This window comes from Acidovorax bellezanensis (assembly GCF_025421555.1).
GTDB lineage: Bacteria > Pseudomonadota > Gammaproteobacteria > Burkholderiales > Burkholderiaceae_C > Comamonas > Comamonas bellezanensis.
The window spans coordinates 1-17265 of record NZ_JAODYH010000016.1 but is presented as its reverse complement, the minus strand read 5'-3'; the positions used below and the strand labels follow the sequence as shown (position 1 = coordinate 17265).

The 17265-nt window shown below is 65.9% G+C and carries 18 protein-coding genes; 9 read left to right on the top strand and 9 right to left on the bottom strand.

What is annotated here, in order from left to right; genetic code table 11:
* Positions 1-185: 185 nt before the first annotated feature.
* The gene (locus N0K08_RS20980; protein WP_261502362.1) at positions 186-482 is read right to left on the bottom strand and encodes a 2Fe-2S iron-sulfur cluster-binding protein; all 297 of its coding nucleotides are present in this window, start codon (positions 480-482) and stop codon (positions 186-188) included.
* Positions 483-1163: 681 nt separating this feature from the next.
* On the opposite strand from N0K08_RS20980, the gene N0K08_RS20975 reads away from it, so the two are divergent.
* Together N0K08_RS20975 and gshA are read left to right on the top strand one after the other, a co-directional pair.
* On the top strand, positions 1164-2084 hold the full coding sequence (locus tag N0K08_RS20975) for an SDR family NAD(P)-dependent oxidoreductase (RefSeq protein ID WP_261502361.1): 921 nt from the start codon (positions 1164-1166) through the stop codon (positions 2082-2084).
* Between the two features lie 174 nt (positions 2085-2258).
* On the top strand, positions 2259-3788 hold the full coding sequence (gene gshA / locus N0K08_RS20970) for a glutamate--cysteine ligase (RefSeq protein ID WP_261502359.1): 1530 nt from the start codon (positions 2259-2261) through the stop codon (positions 3786-3788).
* Here gshA and N0K08_RS20965 read toward each other — a convergent pair.
* A complete protein-coding gene (locus N0K08_RS20965; RefSeq protein WP_261502358.1) occupies positions 3761-3997 on the bottom strand; it encodes an oxidoreductase-like domain-containing protein in 237 nt (78 codons plus the stop codon). The two genes, gshA and N0K08_RS20965, sit on opposite strands and share 28 nt — an antisense overlap.
* 2 nt (positions 3998-3999) lie before the next feature.
* Positions 4000-4299: a hypothetical protein gene (locus N0K08_RS20960; RefSeq protein ID WP_261502357.1), complete on the bottom strand. Its 300-nt coding sequence runs from the start codon at positions 4297-4299 to the stop codon at positions 4000-4002.
* A 190-nt stretch (positions 4300-4489) separates the two neighbouring features.
* Here N0K08_RS20960 and ylqF point away from each other — a divergent pair, with 190 nt between their 5' ends.
* Entirely contained in the window at positions 4490-5455 is a 966-nt protein-coding gene (ylqF, locus tag N0K08_RS20955) for a ribosome biogenesis GTPase YlqF (RefSeq protein WP_261502356.1), read from the top strand.
* Between the two features lie 159 nt (positions 5456-5614).
* On the opposite strand, the gene N0K08_RS20950 is transcribed toward ylqF, so the two are convergent.
* Together N0K08_RS20950 and N0K08_RS20945 are read right to left on the bottom strand one after the other, a co-directional pair.
* Positions 5615-6811 carry a M20 aminoacylase family protein gene (locus N0K08_RS20950; protein WP_261502355.1) on the bottom strand — a complete coding sequence of 399 codons (1197 nt, stop codon included), beginning with the start codon at positions 6809-6811 and terminating at the stop codon, positions 5615-5617.
* A gap of 154 nt (positions 6812-6965) precedes the next feature.
* Positions 6966-7508, bottom strand: a complete 543-nt coding sequence (locus N0K08_RS20945; RefSeq protein WP_261502354.1) for an MgtC/SapB family protein — start codon at positions 7506-7508, stop codon at positions 6966-6968.
* Between the two features lie 222 nt (positions 7509-7730).
* On the opposite strand from N0K08_RS20945, the gene N0K08_RS20940 reads away from it, so the two are divergent.
* Positions 7731-8135, top strand: a complete 405-nt coding sequence (locus N0K08_RS20940; protein ID WP_261502353.1) for a hypothetical protein — start codon at positions 7731-7733, stop codon at positions 8133-8135.
* Positions 8136-8186: 51 nt separating this feature from the next.
* On the top strand, positions 8187-9143 hold the full coding sequence (locus N0K08_RS20935; RefSeq protein WP_261502352.1) for a DHH family phosphoesterase: 957 nt from the start codon (positions 8187-8189) through the stop codon (positions 9141-9143).
* 17 nt (positions 9144-9160) lie between these two features.
* Here the strand turns inward: N0K08_RS20935 and N0K08_RS20930 are convergent, their stop codons facing one another.
* The gene (locus tag N0K08_RS20930; RefSeq protein WP_261502351.1) at positions 9161-10414 is read right to left on the bottom strand and encodes an NAD(P)/FAD-dependent oxidoreductase; all 1254 of its coding nucleotides are present in this window, start codon (positions 10412-10414) and stop codon (positions 9161-9163) included.
* A 65-nt stretch (positions 10415-10479) separates the two neighbouring features.
* A complete protein-coding gene (locus tag N0K08_RS20925; protein ID WP_261502350.1) occupies positions 10480-11292 on the bottom strand; it encodes a pseudouridine synthase in 813 nt (270 codons plus the stop codon).
* Between the two features lie 171 nt (positions 11293-11463).
* Between N0K08_RS20925 and rarD the strand changes: the two genes are divergently transcribed.
* Both rarD and N0K08_RS20915 read left to right on the top strand, forming a co-directional pair.
* The gene (rarD, locus tag N0K08_RS20920; RefSeq protein ID WP_261502349.1) at positions 11464-12381 is read left to right on the top strand and encodes an EamA family transporter RarD; all 918 of its coding nucleotides are present in this window, start codon (positions 11464-11466) and stop codon (positions 12379-12381) included.
* Complete coding sequence (locus N0K08_RS20915; RefSeq protein WP_261502348.1) at positions 12378-13373, top strand: diaminopimelate dehydrogenase; 996 nt, start codon at positions 12378-12380, stop codon at positions 13371-13373. The genes rarD and N0K08_RS20915 overlap by 4 nt, the downstream gene beginning before the upstream one ends.
* Positions 13374-13416: 43 nt before the next feature.
* On the opposite strand, the gene N0K08_RS20910 is transcribed toward N0K08_RS20915, so the two are convergent.
* Positions 13417-14712: an MFS transporter gene (locus N0K08_RS20910; RefSeq protein ID WP_315968022.1), complete on the bottom strand. Its 1296-nt coding sequence runs from the start codon at positions 14710-14712 to the stop codon at positions 13417-13419.
* Between the two features lie 235 nt (positions 14713-14947).
* Here N0K08_RS20910 and N0K08_RS20905 point away from each other — a divergent pair, with 235 nt between their 5' ends.
* A complete protein-coding gene (locus N0K08_RS20905) occupies positions 14948-15286 on the top strand; it encodes a MoaF-related domain-containing protein (RefSeq protein ID WP_261502346.1) in 339 nt (112 codons plus the stop codon).
* Between the two features lie 145 nt (positions 15287-15431).
* On the opposite strand, the gene N0K08_RS20900 is transcribed toward N0K08_RS20905, so the two are convergent.
* Positions 15432-16250 carry an META and DUF4377 domain-containing protein gene (locus N0K08_RS20900; protein WP_261502345.1) on the bottom strand — a complete coding sequence of 273 codons (819 nt, stop codon included), beginning with the start codon at positions 16248-16250 and terminating at the stop codon, positions 15432-15434.
* A gap of 324 nt (positions 16251-16574) precedes the next feature.
* Between N0K08_RS20900 and N0K08_RS20895 the strand changes: the two genes are divergently transcribed.
* The gene (locus N0K08_RS20895; protein WP_408642992.1) at positions 16575-17126 is read left to right on the top strand and encodes a DUF2242 domain-containing protein; all 552 of its coding nucleotides are present in this window, start codon (positions 16575-16577) and stop codon (positions 17124-17126) included.
* The last annotated feature ends 139 nt before the right edge of the window (positions 17127-17265 follow it).

The window sequence follows — 17265 nt, the reverse complement described above, 5'->3', positions numbered from 1 at the left end:
ACGCCGGTTCAATCGGCGCAGGCAGTATTCCAGGGGGAACTGTCGCTGGCACCGCAGGCAGTGCCCCCAAAGAACGATCGATGCGGCATGGCCGCTCCGAGGTCTGGCGCCGGATGGCACCCAAACCCTCAAACACGGATTTTAATCCAGGAGTGAGGGCTGCGCGCCGAGCGCGACAGGCGGGCTCAGCGCGTAGGGTCTTGTAATACGACATCGCTCAGGGGATAGGCCACGCAGGGCAGCACGCAGCCTTCGGCTTTTTCGTCCTCGCTCAGGCCCGGCCATTCGATCTCGTAGCGCACGCTGCCCGATACCAGTTGGCCTATGCAGGTGCGGCAATTGCCGTTGCGGCAGGAGCTGGGCCAGTCCACGGAGCCCTGTTCCAGGGATTGCAGCAGGGTCTGGTCGGCCCAGGCGTCGCATTGTTGGCCGCTGGGCGTGAGGCGGGCGATGAAAAAGTCAGGGGCGAAAGGGGTGCTCATGCGCGATCGGGCCGGAAAAGGAAAGAAGAAGAAGAGGGCGGGAAAAGGGCACATCCAGGGTTGTGGATTGCCTTAATTTTAAGCAATATGCGCAAAATCCTTGCAAATCAACAGCTTGCATCGGTCTTACAGCGATTGCCAAAACTTATCCACATGATTGTCCAGTTCGGGCGGGCATAACTGCAACTGGGTAAAGGGTTAACCCTTGTTTTTTCCTCAGAGGCAGCCGTGTGTGTTGCGGAGCAGCAAGCGTGCTGCGCCTGCCTATTTTTTAAGCAATGAACTGTTGTTCTTTATAAATCAATGACTTGCATCCATTTAAGGCTGAAAAAACAGAGTTGTGCACATGCTTGTCCATAAAACCCGGTAACAACTTTGTACTGCCGGTGACACCCTGCTTAATATTTAAGCACGTGAGGAAAAAACCAGGCGCAACAAGGGCTTGCAAGCCCCGTACAAGGCAGAAGCCGGCTTGTCCACACCTTTGTCCCTGTGCTGTGGGGATAAGCCGGGTCCAGCGCGCGAAAACGCGCCGAGCCGAGCCCAATCGAGTCACTTTGGTAACGCCTGCCGGGGCTGCGCGGCCCTACATTGCATGCAGGGGCGATCCATGCCGGGCGCAAGCGTCGGCTGGACACTATGCAGGCACGGGCCTGTTCAAACACCACAGGAGACAAAGAGATGGCGATTGATTTTGCGGGCCGCGTGGCCATCGTGACGGGCGCGGGCGGTGGATTGGGGCGTTTGCACGCGCTGGCGCTGGCCCAGCGCGGCGCCAAGGTAATGGTCAACGACCTGGGCGGCGCCGTGGACGGACGCGGCGGCTCGGTGGGTGCGGCGCAGGCCGTGGCCGATGAAATCCGGGCCGCGGGCGGTGAAGCCCTGGCCAGCAGCGCTTCGGTGACCGACTTCGTGGCCGTCCAGGCCATGGTCCAGCAGGCCGTCGATGCCTGGGGCCGGGTGGACATCCTGGTCAACAACGCCGGCATCCTGCGCGACAAGAGTTTTGCCAAGATGGAGCTGGACGACTTTCGCCTGGTGATGGAAGTGCACCTGATGGGCGCGGTCCACTGCTGCAAGGCGGTCTGGCCGCTGATGCAGGCCCAGCAATACGGGCGCATCGTGATGACCACTTCGTCCACGGGCCTGTATGGCAACTTCGGCCAGAGCAACTACGGCGCGGCCAAGCTGGCCCAGGTGGGTTTGATGCAGACCCTGGCGCTCGAAGGCGCAAAGCACGGCATTCGGGTCAATGCGCTGGCGCCCACGGCCGCCACCCGCATGACCGAAGGCCTGATGCCGGCCGAAGTGCTGGAAATGCTGCAGCCCGAAGCCGTCGTGCCGGCTATGCTGGTGCTGGCCGCCGAAGGCGCGCCTACGCGCGCCATCCTGTGTGCCGGGGCCGGCAGCTTTGAAGCGGCCCACATCACGCTGACGCAAGGCGTGCATCTGGGGCTGGGCGAGCAGGTGCCCGAAGCCCTGGCCGAGCAGCTGGAGCAGGTGCTGGCGCGCGGCGGCGAGCAGGTGCCGGGCAGCGGCGCAGCCCAGGGTACGCTGGAAGTGGGCAAGGCCATGGCCGCACGGTCTTTCAGCGAGGTGTAACCTAATCCAAACACAATCTGGACTCCCGTGCGCGCGAGTGCATGGGAGCCTGGGGGTGAGCGCGTGGTTACCTTTTGTGGCGAAATGCGCGGGCAGGCAATTTCTCTATCATCGATAAGCCTGGGCCGGGCGTGCTAAGTTCCGGCTCCAACACAGTTGAATCGGTACCCCAGAATGAAGAAATCGCAGGAGCCCTTGTCAGTCCCCACTCCCGAACGCCTGGCGCAGATACGCCGGGGCATCGAGAAGGAAGGACTGCGCGTACTGCCAACCGGCGGTCTGGCGTTGACGCCGCACCCGATCGCTTTGGGCTCTGCACTTACGCATCCTCAGATCACCACCGATTACAGCGAGTCGCAAATCGAGCTCATCACCGGCGCCCGGCGGGGCGTGGATGAGTGCCTGGACGAGCTGACCGAGATCCACCAGCATGTCTATCACAGCCTGCGGCAAGCCGGCGACGAGATGCTGTGGGTGTCGAGCATGCCTTGCGGCCTGCCCACGGACGAGACCATTCCGCTGGCCCGCTACGGTTCGTCGAATGCCGGGCGCTCGAAAAGCGTCTACCGCATGGGCCTGGGCCATCGTTATGGCCGGCGCATGCAGATGATTTCGGGCATCCACTACAACTGGTCCCTGCCCGGCGTCGACAGCGAGCAGTACTTCTCGCTGATCCGCAATTTCCGCCGCCACGCGTTCGTGCTGCTGTACCTGTACGGCTCGTCGCCAGCGCTGTGTTCCTGTTTCGTCGAAGGCCGCCAGCACAGCCTGCAGCCTTTGGGCAGCGGCGGCAAGACGCTGCACCTGCCGTATGCGACGTCGCTGCGCATGGGGCGCCTGGGCTACCAGAGCGACGCCCAGGCGGCGATCAACGTCAGCTACAACGGGCTCGACGGCTATGCCAATTCGCTGCACGAAGCGCTGACCCGCCCCTATCCGCCCTATGAGCAGCTGGGCATCCGCAACCCCGGCGGCGACTACAACCAGCTGGGCACCAGCCTGCTGCAGATTGAAAACGAGTTCTACGGCACCATCCGCCCCAAGCGCACGGTGCACAGCGGCGAGCGGCCGCTGCACGCCTTGCGCGAGCGCGGCGTGGAGTATGTGGAAGTGCGGCTGATGGACCTCGACCCGTTCGAGTCGGTGGGCATTGCGCAAAGCACCATGCGCATGCTGGACGTGTTCCTGCTGCATTGCCTGCAAAGCGACAGCCCGCCCGATACGCCCGAGGAAATCGCCGAACTCAAGCACAACCAGCATCTGGCCGCCGAGCGCGGTCGCGAGCCGGGCCTGCACCTGCAGCGCGGCGGCCGCGATGTGCTGCTCAGCGACTGGGCCGCGCAAGTGCTGGCCGAGTGCGCGCCGCTGGCGGCCTCCCTGGACCAGGTGCACGGCACCACCGATTACAGCCAGGCGCTGGCGCTGGCCCAGGCGCGCGTGCAGCAGCCCGAGACCACACCATCGGCCCAGGTGCTGCGCACCATGGTCGAGCAGTACGACAGCAGCTTCATGGCGTTCTCGCTGGCCCAGTCCCAGCGCGCACGGGACAGCCTGCTGGCCATGCCCTGGACGCCGCAGCAGCAGGCCCAGGCGCTGGCCCTGGCCCAGGAGTCGGTGGCAATGCAGAAGGCACGCGAAGCGGCCGACACGATGCCGTTCGAAGAATGGCGCGAGCGCTACATGGCGCCGCAGGAGCTAGGCTGAGCCAAGGCCACATCGGCGTCTTCAATCCAGAACGTGACGGCGTCGTAAAAGCCTTCCCAGACACAGCCGTTGCAGCCCCGGCCGCAGCAGCTGGTGGGGGGCGTGGGCGCAGGGCGCAGCGCCACGCCGGCCTGCAAGGCCAGTGCCTGGTAACGGGCAAACGCGGTCGTCGCGGCCTGCCAGGCCGGATCGGGCGCGGTGCAGTCCATGCTCAGCGCTTGTTCTTCTTGCGCTCGGAGGTGTAGCTGGGTTTTTGCGCTGCCAGGGCCGCGGCCGCGGCCTTGTTGGTCTTGTTCCGGCGCAGCAGGCCCTGGACGACGAAAGCCAGTCCCAGCACCAGAGCGAACCAGCCGACGATATAGGCTTGCAGGAAAATATTGCGCAGATCGCTGGCCTGCATGTAGAACGGGGCCACCAGCACAACCAGGCCGATGATGGCGCAGGTCAGGCCTTTGATCATCAGGTCGTTGTAGGCTTGGCGTTGGGCAGAAGCGGTGTTTGGTGTGGACATGGCGAGGCGGGTGCGAAAAAAAAGCAGAACCCGATTATCCTTGCGCCCCTTGTTAGCGAATGCATCCTTATACCCATCCGCTTTCAAAGTATCAGAATCGTTCGGCTGACCTTGAGCTTGCCGAAGGGTCGAAACCCTGCGCTGTGCCGGGCGAGCGGTTCTCATGAATCAGTATTAGAAAGTTTGTCTTATGGCCATTCAATGGTTTCCCGGTCACATGAATCTCACACGCAAGGCGATTGCCGAGCGCATCAAGGACATTGACGTGGTCATTGAAGTGCTGGATGCGCGCCTGCCGGGCTCCAGTGCCAACCCCCTGCTGCAGGAACTCACCGGCCACAAGCCGCGCCTCAAAGTGCTCAACAAGCAGGATGTGGCCGACCCCGCGCGCACCGCGCAGTGGCTGGACTGGTACAACGCCCAGTCCGAGACCCGGGCGGTGGCCATCGATGCTTCCGAGCCCGCGCCCACGCGCCGCCTCATCGAAGCCTGCCAGCTGCTGTCGCCCGGGCGCGGCGGCATGGCCAAGCCCATGCGGGTGCTGATCTGCGGCGTGCCCAATGTCGGCAAGTCCACGCTGATCAACTCCATGAGCAACAAGGGCCAGGCCAAGACCGGCGACGAAGCCGGTGTCACCAAGCTTGAGCAGCGCATCGTGCTGGCCGACGATTTCTATCTGTGGGACACGCCAGGCATGTTGTGGCCGCGCATTGCCGTGGAGCAAAGCGGCTACAACCTGGCCGTCAGCGGCGCCGTGGGCCGCAATGCCTACGACGAAGAACTGGTGGCGCTGGAGTTTCTGCGCTATGCGCAGCACAACTACGCCGCCAACCTGCGCGAGCGCTACAAGCTCACGCAGACCGATGCCGAAATCGCGGCCATGCCCGACGACGAAATGCTGGAAACCATTGGCCGCAAGCGCGGCGCGGTGATGACCGGCGGTCGCGTGAACGTGCAGAAAGCGGCCGAGATCGTGATCACCGATTTCCGCATCCACAACCTGGGACGCATCACGCTGGAGACGCCGCAGGAGTACGAGGAATGGTTCAACAAGGGCATGGAGCTCGACGCCATTCGCCAGGCCAAGAAGGACGCGCGCGCCAAGCCCAAGAAGACAGGTATTCGGAATCGCAAGCCGTCAGCGCCTGCGGTCTGAGCCTTAGTCGTTCAGGATGTTCGGATCTTCATAGCCAGCAACGCCCACGGCCTATGGAACTGGCGCGCCCCAGCAAGGGGGCAGCGAGGAAGGGCCGCCCCGCACCGAGGCTGCCGTCCCCCTCCACCGAAGGATGAGAGGGGGAAGCGGCGAAGCCGCTCAGGGGGTGCGCACACCTTCAAACCAGCGGCGCACCAGCAAATCCCAGAAACGCGGGCCGCGATCCAGGTTGTCGTCGTTGAAGTCGTAGGCGGGGTTGTGCAGGCCCACGCCGCTTTGGCCCTGGGGGCCGTTGCCTATCCAGCCATAGGCGCCTGGCACTTTTTCCAGCATGAAGCCGAAATCCTCGGCCGTGAGCGCCGGCAGGATGTCGGCGTCGGTGTTCTCTTCGCCGACGATTTCACGCATCACGCCGGCCATGAAGCGGGCTTCATGGGCGTGGTTGGTGGTGTTGGGGTAGCCGGGCTTGATGATGACTTCGGCCTGGCACAGGTGGGCCGCGGCCACATGCTCGCTGATGCGGTGCAGGCCTTCGATCATCATTTTCTCGGTGCTGGTCTGCAGCGTGCGCACCGTGCCATAGATCACGGCATCGTCGGGGATGATGTTTTCCACCGTGCCCGAAGTGATCTTGCCCACGGTCATCACGGCGCTGTCCAGCGGATCGGTGCTGCGCGAGACCAGGGTCTGCAGCTGACCGACCAGCGCGCAGGCCACGGGAATGGGGTCGATGGTGGTGTGGGGCATGGCCGCATGGCCGCCCTTGCCGCTGATGCGGATCTCGAAGCGCAGTGCCGAGGCCATGATGGGGCCGACGCGCACGGCCATCTTGCCCGCGGGCAGCGAAGGCCAGTTGTGCAGCGCGAACACCGCGTCGCAGGGGAACTGGGTGAACAGGCCGTCTTCCATCATGGCCAGCGCGCCCGCGCCGCCTTCTTCGCCGGGCTGGAAGATCAGGTGCACGGAGCCGTCAAAGTCGGGCTGCTGCACCAGCAGCGTGGCCGCGCCCAGCAGCATGGTGGTGTGGCCGTCGTGGCCGCAGGCATGCATGCGACCTGGATGGGTGCTGATATGGCCGAAGCTGTTGAGCTCCTGCACGGGCAGGGCGTCCATGTCGGCACGGATGCCAATGCTGGGGCCGGGGTTGGCGGCGCTGCGGCCTTTGCCGTGGATGGTCGCGACCACGCCGGTCTGTCCCAGGCCGCGGTGCACCTTGAGGCCCAGCGCCGTCAGATAGGCGGCGACTTTGTCGCCCGTGCGGTGCTCTTCGTACTTGAGCTCGGGATGGGCGTGCAAGTCATGGCGAAAGCGCAGCAGTTGGCCAAGATGGGGGGTGATGTCGGGAGTCGTGTGCATACAAGGGGCCGCAGCACTGCACCGGGGCAAAGCAGGTCTTGCCTGCCGGTGGCTGCGGCAAATCAGGATCAAGCGGCCATTATCCGGCCGCCAAGGGCCTGCGCGCGCGCAGTCTGCCAATGGCACAGCTGTGTCGCGGTCTTCCCCGCGGGATTCAAGGCCTGTCTGTCGGCGGCGGGCTGGACGCAGCTTCGGCCTCAGGTTCCGGGCGCGGGGCGGGCGCGAACAGGGGGACCAGCGTCAGCACGCCAAACGCCAGCCCGGCGCAGAGCACGGCCGTGACTTCCTTGCCCGCGCCGGCCGCGGCGCCTATGGCCGCCGTGAGCCAGATGCCGGCCGCTGTCGTCAGGCCTTTTACGTGGGTCTCCTTGTCGCCCTGGGCATCGCCTTTGAGAATGGTGCCCGCGCCCAGAAAGCCCACGCCGGCGATCACGCCCTGCAGCACGCGGCTGATGTCGGCCGCGCTGCCGCCCGACTGCTGGGCGATCAGCACGATCAAGGCGGCGCCCATGGCCACCAGCATGTGGGTGCGCAGGCCCGCGGATTTGCCATGGATTTCACGCTCCCAGCCCAGCAACCCGCCGAGCAGCGCGGCCAGGCCCAGGCGCAGCACGACGCGCGTGAGCTGCTCCAGATCGTTCACGTCCGCGAATTCGGAGGCGACGGCACGCGCCACCTGATTCCAGCCATTGTCCATACGCATTCCTCTGGCAGGGGCGCTGTGCGGGGCACGGCCGGCTCCTGCTGCAAGCTGCACAATAAGCTGCGGGCGCTGTCAGCGGGAGCGGCGCAGGCCGGCATTGCCTGTGCGTGCCGGCCTACGTGGCTTCAGGTCTGCATCTGCCTGCATCGGCCTACAGCCAAGAGGCCAAGCTTGTGCTCTAGTGGATGTACCTGTTCCTGCCCGAGGAGATGCGCCATGACCCCGTTCTCTCTTGACTCCAGCATGACCTCCATGGGAGGCGTGTTCTATCCCACCGGCCATGTGTTCGCTCTGGTGCCCAGCGACGACGTGGCCGACGCCGCGGCCCAGGCCCTGCACGCGCTGGGCTACGACGGTGCGGTACGCCATGCCACGCCCAAGGTCATCCTGTCGGACATCGTTCCCACCTTGGGCGATGCCGAGGAAGCGCTGCCTACGGTGGAAGGCGAGATCGTGCGGCGCATGGCCGAACTTGCGGCCTCCGGCCACCACGGCCTGCTGGTGGATCTGGGCAAGGACGACGCCCACGAGGTGGCCGAAGTACTCAATGCCTATGGCGCCACGGCGGCCTTCCATTACCGCGAACAGGTGATCGACGAACTGGTGCCGTATGCCGACTGAACAGCCGCTGGGCAGCAGCGCACGGCCATCCGCGCGACAATCGGCGCCAACATGAACACTATATTGCCCCTGCAACTGCTGGTCGGTCCAGCCAAGAACGACCCCCGTCCCCTGATTCTTTACCACGGACGGCGCTGCCCCGATGGTTATGGCGCGGCGCTCGCGGCCTGGCTGTTCTACGCGGGCGAAGCCGAGTTCCGCGGCCTTGATCACGGCGAAATCAACAGCGCCGACGAGCTCGGTGACCTGGCCGGGCGCGCCGTCTATGTGCTGGACTTTGCTTTCGGCCCTGAATTGCTGGCCGAAATCGAGTCGCGCGTGGCCAAGCTGGTGCTGCTGGACCACCACAAAAGCGCCGCCGAAAAGCTCAGCGGCTACCGCTGCCGCTGCGGCGTGGTGCACTTCGACATGCACAAGTCGGGCGCGCGCCTGGCCTGGGAGTTTTTCCATTCCGAAAAAGCCATCCCCGCGCTGATCCGCTACATCGAAGACCGCGACATCTGGGCCTGGAAGTACCCCGAAAGCCCGGCGTTTCTCGCGGCGCTGGACATGGAGCCGCGCACTTTCGAGCGCTGGGCCGAAATCGCGGCGTTCACGCCCGAGCAGGAACAGGCTTTCATGGCCCGGGGTGACGCCATGGACGAGAAGTACCAGAAGCTCTGTGCCGACATCGCCGAAGGCGCGCAGCCGCTGGTCTTCAATGGCGTGGCCGGATTGATGGTCAACGCGCCCGGCATGTTCCACAGCCAGGTCGGCGACCTGCTGGCCAAGCAAAGCGGCACGTTTGCACTGATGTGGAATGCGAGCACCAGCGGCGTCAAGGTGGGCCTGCGCTCGCGCTCGGAGTTCAACTGCATTCCCATGGCCGAATCCATGGGCGGCGGCGGCCATGCCCAGGCCTGCGGCTTCAAGATGGGCGTGGCGCGTCTGGGAGAACTGCTCAGCGGCAATTTCGTGGCCCAGCCGCAGCCGGTGGCCCTGCAGCCCGCAGCGGATCAGCCGCTCTGAGCGCGCCGTCGTGGCAACTACTCAGTGAATAGCTTGTAGATGCCGCGGGCGGTGAACAGCTGGCCTGGATGGGCGGTTTCATTGAGCACGCCACTCATGCGCCGCAGCAGTCGCTCGCTTTTGCGCGCACGCCACAGCAGCAGGTCGACCACCCAGGGGTGGGCATTGACCTGATTGGCCCGTTCGTAGAAGCGGAAACGGGGCTGCAGCGCAGTCAGCTGGGCCGCATAGGACTGGCACACGGCTGCGTCGTCCAGGCCTTTGGCGGCGGCCTGCAGCAGGCCGCGCGCGGCAAGCATGCCGGTCTCCATGGCCTTGCCAATGCCTTCGCCCGTGAACGCATAGGTGCTGCCGGCCGCTTCGCCCGCCACCAGCAAGCCCGGGCGCGCGAAACGGGCCCCGCGCAAAGTGCAGCGCAGCGGCGCGCCCTTGAGCTGGCCTTGCAGCACGCCGCCGGCCATCAGCTCCTTGGCAGGCGCGTAGAAACCGCAAAAGGCATCGAAGAGCTGGCGCAGGTTGACGTTGGCCATCGCATTGCGACCTTGGGCGTCGGTGGTGTGCATGTCGAACACGCCCACGCCGATGTTGAAGACGCCGTCGCCACAGGGAAAGATCCAGCCATAGCCGGGGCGCAATTCGCGGTGCCAGACGATTTCCATCGCCGTGATGCGCTCCTGCATCGCATCGTTCTTCACATAGCCCCGCAGCGCCACCCCCGAGGGGGTCTGGCGCTCGCACATGTCGGCGGCCACCAGGGGCTGGGTGCCGGCACCGGTTGCCAGCACCACCCAGCGGGCCTGCAGCTCGCGGGTCTCGCCGCCGTTGGACAGTCTTGCACCCACCACGCGGCCGCTGGCATCGTGCAGCGGCGCCTCGAAGTGCACTGGCGCATGCATGCGCGCGCCCTGGCGTACGGCGTTGCGGCACAGGATGTCGTCCAGCTCGCGGCGCGCAAGAACGGCCAGGGTGGCAGGCACATCGACGCGGGTGCCGCGCGGGCCGATACAGCCCACGTGCTGCAGGCCTTGTGCCCGCGCCATCACCTCGTCCAGCACCCCCAGCTCGCGCAAAGCCGCATGGGCATCGGGAATCAATCCGTCGCCGCACACTTTCTCGCGTGGAAAGCTGCGCCGGTCCACGAGCACCACATCCCAGCCGGAACGTGCCAGCAGCGTTGCCGCCGCGCTGCCCGCGGGACCTGCGCCCACCACCAGCACATCGCAGCGCTCCGGCAGCTCGGAGAAAGACAAGTTCAAGAGGGGGAGAGTCATGAGCGCGAGTATAGGGGGGCCTGCAAGGGCCGAGGAGCGGGCTGCAGGCGGGTGTTGTGCCGGTCCTAAGGCTGGCGGGCCTGCCAGGGCTGACCGTCCATTCCCGTCCATCCCGGCAAGGCCAGCAGCGCCTGCCAGTCGCGCACTTCGGCCACTTCGGGGGCGAGCTGGGGCCAGTCGGCCTGCAGGTGCAGCATCTCCCCGCTCACCGGGTGGGGCAGGCTCAGCGCCTGGGCGTGCAGCCACAGCCGCTGCTGCCCCAGGCGCTCGGCCCACCAGCGGTTGAGCGGTCCCTTGCCATGGGTGGCGTCGCCGATGATGGGGTGGGCCACATGCTTGAGGTGGCGCCGGATCTGGTGGCGCCGGCCGGTGGCCGGCAGGGCTTCGACCAGCGACAGCCGCGTGCCGCTGTGGCGGCTGTCGTAGGCCTCGGGCCATTCCAGCCGGGCCAGGCAGCGCAAGGCGGTCTGGGCTTCCTGCGCCGGGGCGTCGTCGGGGGCGTCATCGGGCTTGAGCGCGTGGTCCACGTCCAGTTGCGCGGGCAGCCAGCCGCGTACCAGGGCCAGGTAGCGCTTGTGGGTTTGCTGGGAGGCGAAAGCCTGGCCCAGCGCGCGCGCGGCCTCGGCGTGCAGCGCCATCACCAGCACGCCGCAGGTGCCCTTGTCGAGCCGGTGCACGGGGAAGACATGCTGGCCGATCTGGTCACGCAGCGTCTGCATCACAAAGCGGGTTTCGTGCGCATCCAGGCCCGTGCGGTGGACCAGCCAGCCCGCGGGCTTGTAGACCGCGATCAGGTGTTCGTCGCGCCACAGGATGTGCAGGGGCGCAGCGTGCTCGCTGTCGGCGGGGGAAGGACAAAGGGGCGGCAGATCGGGCAAGGCACGGGTCCTCAGAAACAGGGGCTGGGCTCGCACTGTAAGCCAGAGCCCGCAGCCCGGGTGCGAATCGCGGCTGGTGGCGCGGGCTGTGCACTCTTCTGGTGCAGAATCATGGGCTTTGTTGCCACGGGCATTCCGGGCCGGCGGTTTTTCGCGTTTGAAAGAAGATGAATGCTCAAAGGCATTGTGGCGTCAGTGTTGGCATCGGTGCTGTTTGGCGCGATTTATTACCTGTCCCCCTGGTTGCAGCCGCTGGACGGTGAGCAGATCTTTGGCTGGCGCGTGCTGGTGACGCTGCCATTCACCAGCCTGCTGCTGCTGGCCAGCGGCGAAGGCCGTTTGCTGCGCGCCGTCTGGCAGCGGGTGAAAGCCGAGCCCCGGCTGGGATGGCTGCTGCTGGCCAGTGCGGCCATGCTGGGTGTGCAGCTGTGGCTGTTCATGTGGGCGCCGCTGCACGGCCGGGCGCTGCCGGTGTCGCTGGGCTACTTTCTGCTGCCCCTGGTGATGGTACTGGTCGGCCGCGTGGTCTATGGCGAGCGACTGTCGCCCGGCCAGGCCCTGGCCACGCTGCTGGCGACCGTGGGCGTGGCCTACGAAGTCTGGCGCGCGGGCGGCCTGTCCTGGGAGACCTGGCTGGTGGCCGTGGGCTATACGCTGTATTTCACGCTGCGTCGGCGGCTGGCCATTGCCAGCCTGGCCGGTCATTGGCTGGACATGGCATTGCTGGCGCCGGTGGCCCTGTGGTTTACCTTGCGGGCGCCGTCGACCTGGCCGCAGCTGGCCGAGCACCCGGCGCTGTGGGCCCTGCTGCCGCTGCTGGGTGTGGTCAGCGCGGTGGCGCTGACGCTGTACATGGCGGCCAGCCGCTGGCTGCCGCTGGGATTGTTCGGCCTGCTGTCGTATGTGGAGCCAGTGCTGCTGGTGCTGGTGGCGTGGCTTTTGGGCGAGAGCCTGCAGCCCGGGCAGTGGCCGACCTATGCGCTGGTGTTTGCCGCCATCGCCGTGCTGGTGGCCGACGGGGCGAGCCAGTTGCTGCGCCAGCGTCGCCGCGCCGCAGATCGAATATCAACCAAAGGAGGACAGGAATGAACGCTGAACAACCGCCAATTCGCATTGGCATCGTGGGCTACGGCAACCTTGGCCGGGGCGTCGAGGCGGCCATCGCCAAGAACCCCGATCTGCAGCTGATGGGCGTCTACACCCGGCGCGATCCGGGCGCGCTGCAGACCTTGCTGGCCGGCACGCCCGTGCATGCCATGGAGCAGCTCGACAGCCACCACGGCCAACTCGATGTGCTGATCCTGTGCGGCGGCTCCAAGGACGATCTGCCGCGTCAGTCGCCGGCGCTCGCGGCGCGCTTCAACCTGGTGGACAGCTTCGACACCCATGCGCGCATTCCCGAGCACTTTGCGGCGGTGGACGCGGCGGCCCAGGCCGGCCAGACCACGGCGTTGATTTCGGCCGGCTGGGATCCAGGCATGTTCTCGCTCAACCGCGTGATGGGCGAAGCCCTGTTGCCCGACGGCGCGACCTATACCTTCTGGGGCAAGGGCCTGAGCCAGGGCCATTCGGATGCCATCCGCCGCGTGCCCGGCGTGGCCGGCGGCGTGCAGTACACGCTGCCCGTGCCCGCGGCCGTGGATGCCGTGCGCGGCGGCACCCGCCCGACGCTCAGCACCCGCGAAAAGCACACGCGTGAATGCTTTGTGGTGCTCGAAGCCGGCGCCAGCGCCGAGGCCGTGCGCCAGACCATTGTCGAGATGCCGCATTACTTCGACGAGTACGACACCACGGTGCATTTCATCGACGCCGCCACCTTGCAACGGGAGCACGGCGCCATGCCGCACGGCGGCTTCGTGATCCGCAGCGGCAATACCTCGGCTGGCAACACCCAGGTGATCGAGTACGGCCTGCAGCTGGGCAGCAACCCCGAGTTCACGGCCAGCGTGCTGGTCGCCTATGCGCGCGCCGTGCACCGCCTGCACCTGGCCGGCCAGCACGGCGCCAAGACCGTGTTCGACGTGCCGCCAGGCCTGTTGTCGGCCAAGAGCCCGGCGCAATTGCGCGCCGAGCTGCTGTAAAAAAAGGGCCCTCGGGCCCTTTTTTTTCTTTACCGCGCAGGTCTCAGGCCTGGGCGGCGGGGCTGGCGTCCGCGGGCGCGCTGGCCTGGGCCGCATCTTCGAGGCGGTCCACGTCGCGCAGCGGCTTGAACCAGGCCATCCAGCCGCCCACCACGGCCAGCGTGCACAGGCTGCCTGCGATGGCCGCGGGCACGGCGCCCAGCCAGGCCGCGCTGCTGCCGGCGCGGAATTCTCCGAGCTCATTGGACGAACCGATGAACAGCATGTTCACGGCATTGACCCGCCCGCGCATGGTGTCGGGTGTGGAAAACTGCACCAGCGCCGAGCGGATGTAGACGCTCACCATGTCGGCCGCGCCGGCCAGCATCAGGGCGGCCATGGAAAGCCAGAACCAGGTCGACAGCGCAAACACCAGATTGGCCAGGCCGAACACGGCCACGGCGATGAACATCACCCGGCCCACGTGGCGCTTGAACGGGCGTGCGCTGAGCCACAGTCCCATGGCGACTTCGCCCACGGCCATGGAGCTGCGCAGCAGGCCCAGGCCCTCGGGGCCGACCTTGAGCACTTCGTGCGCATAAATCGGCAGCAGGGCGACCACACCGCCCAGCAGCACGGCAAACAGGTCCAGGGAAATCGTGCCCAGAATGATGGGGCGGCTGCGAATGAACTGGATGCCGTCGCCGAAGCGCTGCCACAGGCTGCCTTCGAGCGCGAGACGCGCCGTGGCATGGAGTACCGGCACGCGCGCCAGCAGCAGCACGCCCAGCACCAGTGCCATCAGGGCGCAGCCATAGGTCAGCGCACCGCCGCCCCAGGCGTAGAGCAGGCCGCCGAGCACGGGCGCGGCAATCGAGGCCGTGCGCATCAGCATGCTGTTGGTGGCCAACGCCTGGGCCAGGTACTCGCGGGCGACGATTTGCGGCAGCAGGCTTTGCAGCGCCGGTCCGGTGAACGCCCGGCTGCAGCCGAACAGCACCAGCACCGCATAAATCCAGCCCACCTGGTGCGCGCCTTCGGCCGACAGCCAGAACAGCAGGGCCGAGCACAGCGCCGCCACGCTCCAGCTCGCGGCCAGAATGCGCTTGCGGCTCATGCGGTCGCTGAGGTCGCCGGCCGGGATCAGCAAGAGCAGCATGGGCAGAAACTGCGCCAGACCGACATAGGCCAGCGACAGCGGGTCGCGCGTCAGGTCATAGACCTGCCAGGCCACGACCACGGCCTGCATTTGCTGGGCAAACATGGCCAGCAGACGGGCCATGAGAAAAGGAAGAAAACCGGGCTGGCGCAGGGCGCTGGAAGCGGCGGGAGAAGACGCGGCGGTGGGGGAAGGAGGCAAAGCGCAGACCTGTCAGCAAAAGCGCGTGGGCATGGAAAGTGCGCCCACTACGCGCGCCGTGATTGTGCGCCAAAGCGGCGCTGGCTGCTGGTCGCGGCCGGAGTGTTCAAGCGGCGGTCTAGACGACTGAGGAACGAGGTGTATTCCCACAGGATCGCGCCCGTTTTGCCGCCAACAATGCGAGCCAGCGTATGCTCTGTGAGGCGAACCCTCCAACCTGCAAAGGAATCGCGCCATGTCGTTGCTCAACACCAGCTCTCTTCTGGGACGCGAAGCCATCATCGACTTCCCGGACAGTCGCGCGGAAGTGCGTTATTCACCCCAGGGCGTGCTGCACTGGAAAGTGACAGACAGCAAAGGCAGCATCTCCGAAGGCCGCGAGCGCCTGAGCTATCTGCAGCTCAGCGACAGCCTGCACTTTCTCAACTGGATAGAAAAAAGCGGCTTCACCGTCAGCCAGGTCGTGGACACCGCCGAGGGCACGGTCAAGGCGTTCTGGTCCTATGCCGATGAAAGAACCGAAGGCGGGCAGCGCGCCTCGATGTTCGTCGACGGGCGCTTCCGCTTTCGCTGATTAAGAAGCACCCCCTGAGCCGCTTCGCGGTATGGACCGCCCCGTCTTCCCCCTCTCAACCTTCGGTGGAGGGGGACGGCAGCCTCGCTGCGCGGCGGCGCTTGCTCGCTGCCCATTGCTGGGCCGCGCCAGTTTCACGGTGACTTCAGCGGACGATCTCCGATTCCACGGTCATGTCCAGCACATAGGCATAGGACGAGGCATCGGCGGGCGTCACCGGCTTCTTGTAGCGCTGGATGCGCAGCACATTGCGCACGCCCGGCTGGTGCGTGTAGCCCTGGATGTCGCCGTAGAAGTTTTCCCAGGGACCGACGCGGGTCTTGAGGCCCTGGTCGTTGTACTCGATGCTGCGCACTTGCAGGCACTGGTAGTTGGGAATCAATGGATGGCTGCAGGCCGCGCGCTGGGGTGCAACCTCCAGGAATATGCGCTCACCTGCGCTGCCATAGCGCGTGGCGTCGGTGGGCACGCCGTCGAGCAGCCATTGGCCGCCGTCCTGGAAGGACAGGGTCAGCACGGGCGCTGCAGCGCGACCGGCCTGGGCAATGGCCCAGCGGCTGGCCTGGGGCAGGCGTTGGCCGACCTGTTGCTCCAGCGCCATCGCGGCGGAATCCGGGCAGGCCATCATCGTGCCCATCACCGGACCTATGCTCAGCGCCTGGCCGTTGAGCTGGTAGCTGGCCCCCAGGACATTGCACAGTCGGCCCACGGATACCCGGCCCTGGGCAAAGCTCAGTTGCACGGCGCGCGTCTGGCCCGCGGTGTCGGCGGAAGGGGCAGGGGGCAGGGTCCAGCCGGGTTGCAACTGGCCTTGGGCGTTGCGGACTTCGCGCAATTGCCAGTGGTAAGCGGTGAGTGTTGCCGGGGCGGCGGCAGTAGCGGCGGCACCGGTGTCCGAAGTGGCGCAGGCCGTCAGGCCTTGAATGGCCAGCAGGGGCAAGGCCCAGATCCAAGAAATTCGCATGGGGGGTTTCCTTTCAAGAAAGGCCACAGGGTGGTCAAGCTGTGGCGAAGTTGCCAGCGTTGACTTGAGAGTCGACAGCATGCTGTCAAGTTCCCGCCCTGTAGCGTAGTGGTACGGAAGGCAGTGCTTGTAAGACAAGCGCGCAAGGCGGTGCTGTTTGGACAGCATAAGCCAGACTGCCAGCGGCTCGGACCTTCTCGCTGTGCGAAGTGATCTGGCAAAACGGGCCATCCCGTGTGCTATAAGATTTGACAGTCTTTGCGGGTGACGGCCGTTGCCCGCCATGGATCAAAGAAGGAATGCTTGGTGGTGAAACTGACATGGATGAACCGGTGGCGACGCGCCCGCTTGCCGCTGGCATGCCTGGCGCTGGCCAGCGCGTTGACGGGCTGCATGAGCGAGCCGATGAAGCGTGTTCGGACGCAGGAAGACTTTTCTTCCACGGCCACCTATTCGCGCCTGTTTGACGCATCGCCGACCCAGACCTGCGAGGCCGCGCGCCGCGCCTTGCTGAGCCAGGGCTACATGATCAACACGGCCAAGGCCGATCTGGTGGAAGGGCAAAAAAGCTTTCAGCCCGATGCCGAAGTGCATTTGCAAATGATCATCCGCGTGGTCTGCGTGCCCGAGAGTGCTGATCATTCCGTGAGCATGGGTTTTGTGACCGCGCTGCAAGACCGCTACGCGCTCAAGAAAAGCGCCAACTCCGCCAGCCTGGGCGTGGGTGCGCTGGGCTCGGTGTCGCTGCCCATGGCCGCCACCAACGAGTCCATGGTCAAGGTCGGCAGCGAGACCATTTCCAGCGATATCTTCTACGAAAACTTCTTCGACCTGGTCAAGCGCTTCCTGCAGTCCGAAGCGCTGCCCACAGAATAGTCAGTCATTCATAGCGTTCGCAGCCCACGCAACTGGCGCGGCCCCGCATAGGGGCAGCGAGGAAGGGCCGCCCCGCACCGAGGCTGCCGTCCCCCTCCACCGAAGGTTGAGAGGGGGAAGCGACGAAGTCGCTCAGGGG

Bases quoted from the DNA above. Each gene is read 5' to 3' on its own strand.
- N0K08_RS20980 (WP_261502362.1), bottom strand. From the start codon at position 482: ATGAGCACCCCTTTCGCCCCTGACTTTTTCATCGCCCGCCTCACGCCC.
- N0K08_RS20975 (WP_261502361.1), top strand. From the start codon at position 1,164: ATGGCGATTGATTTTGCGGGCCGCGTGGCCATCGTGACGGGCGCGGGC.
- gshA (WP_261502359.1), top strand. From the start codon at position 2,259: ATGAAGAAATCGCAGGAGCCCTTGTCAGTCCCCACTCCCGAACGCCTG.
- N0K08_RS20965 (WP_261502358.1), bottom strand. From the start codon at position 3,997: ATGGACTGCACCGCGCCCGATCCGGCCTGGCAGGCCGCGACGACCGCG.
- N0K08_RS20960 (WP_261502357.1), bottom strand. From the start codon at position 4,299: ATGTCCACACCAAACACCGCTTCTGCCCAACGCCAAGCCTACAACGAC.
- ylqF (WP_261502356.1), top strand. From the start codon at position 4,490: ATGGCCATTCAATGGTTTCCCGGTCACATGAATCTCACACGCAAGGCG.
- N0K08_RS20950 (WP_261502355.1), bottom strand. From the start codon at position 6,811: ATGCACACGACTCCCGACATCACCCCCCATCTTGGCCAACTGCTGCGC.
- N0K08_RS20945 (WP_261502354.1), bottom strand. From the start codon at position 7,508: ATGGACAATGGCTGGAATCAGGTGGCGCGTGCCGTCGCCTCCGAATTC.
- N0K08_RS20940 (WP_261502353.1), top strand. From the start codon at position 7,731: ATGACCCCGTTCTCTCTTGACTCCAGCATGACCTCCATGGGAGGCGTG.
- N0K08_RS20935 (WP_261502352.1), top strand. From the start codon at position 8,187: ATGAACACTATATTGCCCCTGCAACTGCTGGTCGGTCCAGCCAAGAAC.
- N0K08_RS20930 (WP_261502351.1), bottom strand. From the start codon at position 10,414: ATGACTCTCCCCCTCTTGAACTTGTCTTTCTCCGAGCTGCCGGAGCGC.
- rarD (WP_261502349.1), top strand. From the start codon at position 11,464: ATGCTCAAAGGCATTGTGGCGTCAGTGTTGGCATCGGTGCTGTTTGGC.
- N0K08_RS20915 (WP_261502348.1), top strand. From the start codon at position 12,378: ATGAACGCTGAACAACCGCCAATTCGCATTGGCATCGTGGGCTACGGC.
- N0K08_RS20905 (WP_261502346.1), top strand. From the start codon at position 14,948: ATGTCGTTGCTCAACACCAGCTCTCTTCTGGGACGCGAAGCCATCATC.
- N0K08_RS20900 (WP_261502345.1), bottom strand. From the start codon at position 16,250: ATGCGAATTTCTTGGATCTGGGCCTTGCCCCTGCTGGCCATTCAAGGC.
- N0K08_RS20895 (WP_408642992.1), top strand. From the start codon at position 16,575: ATGAACCGGTGGCGACGCGCCCGCTTGCCGCTGGCATGCCTGGCGCTG.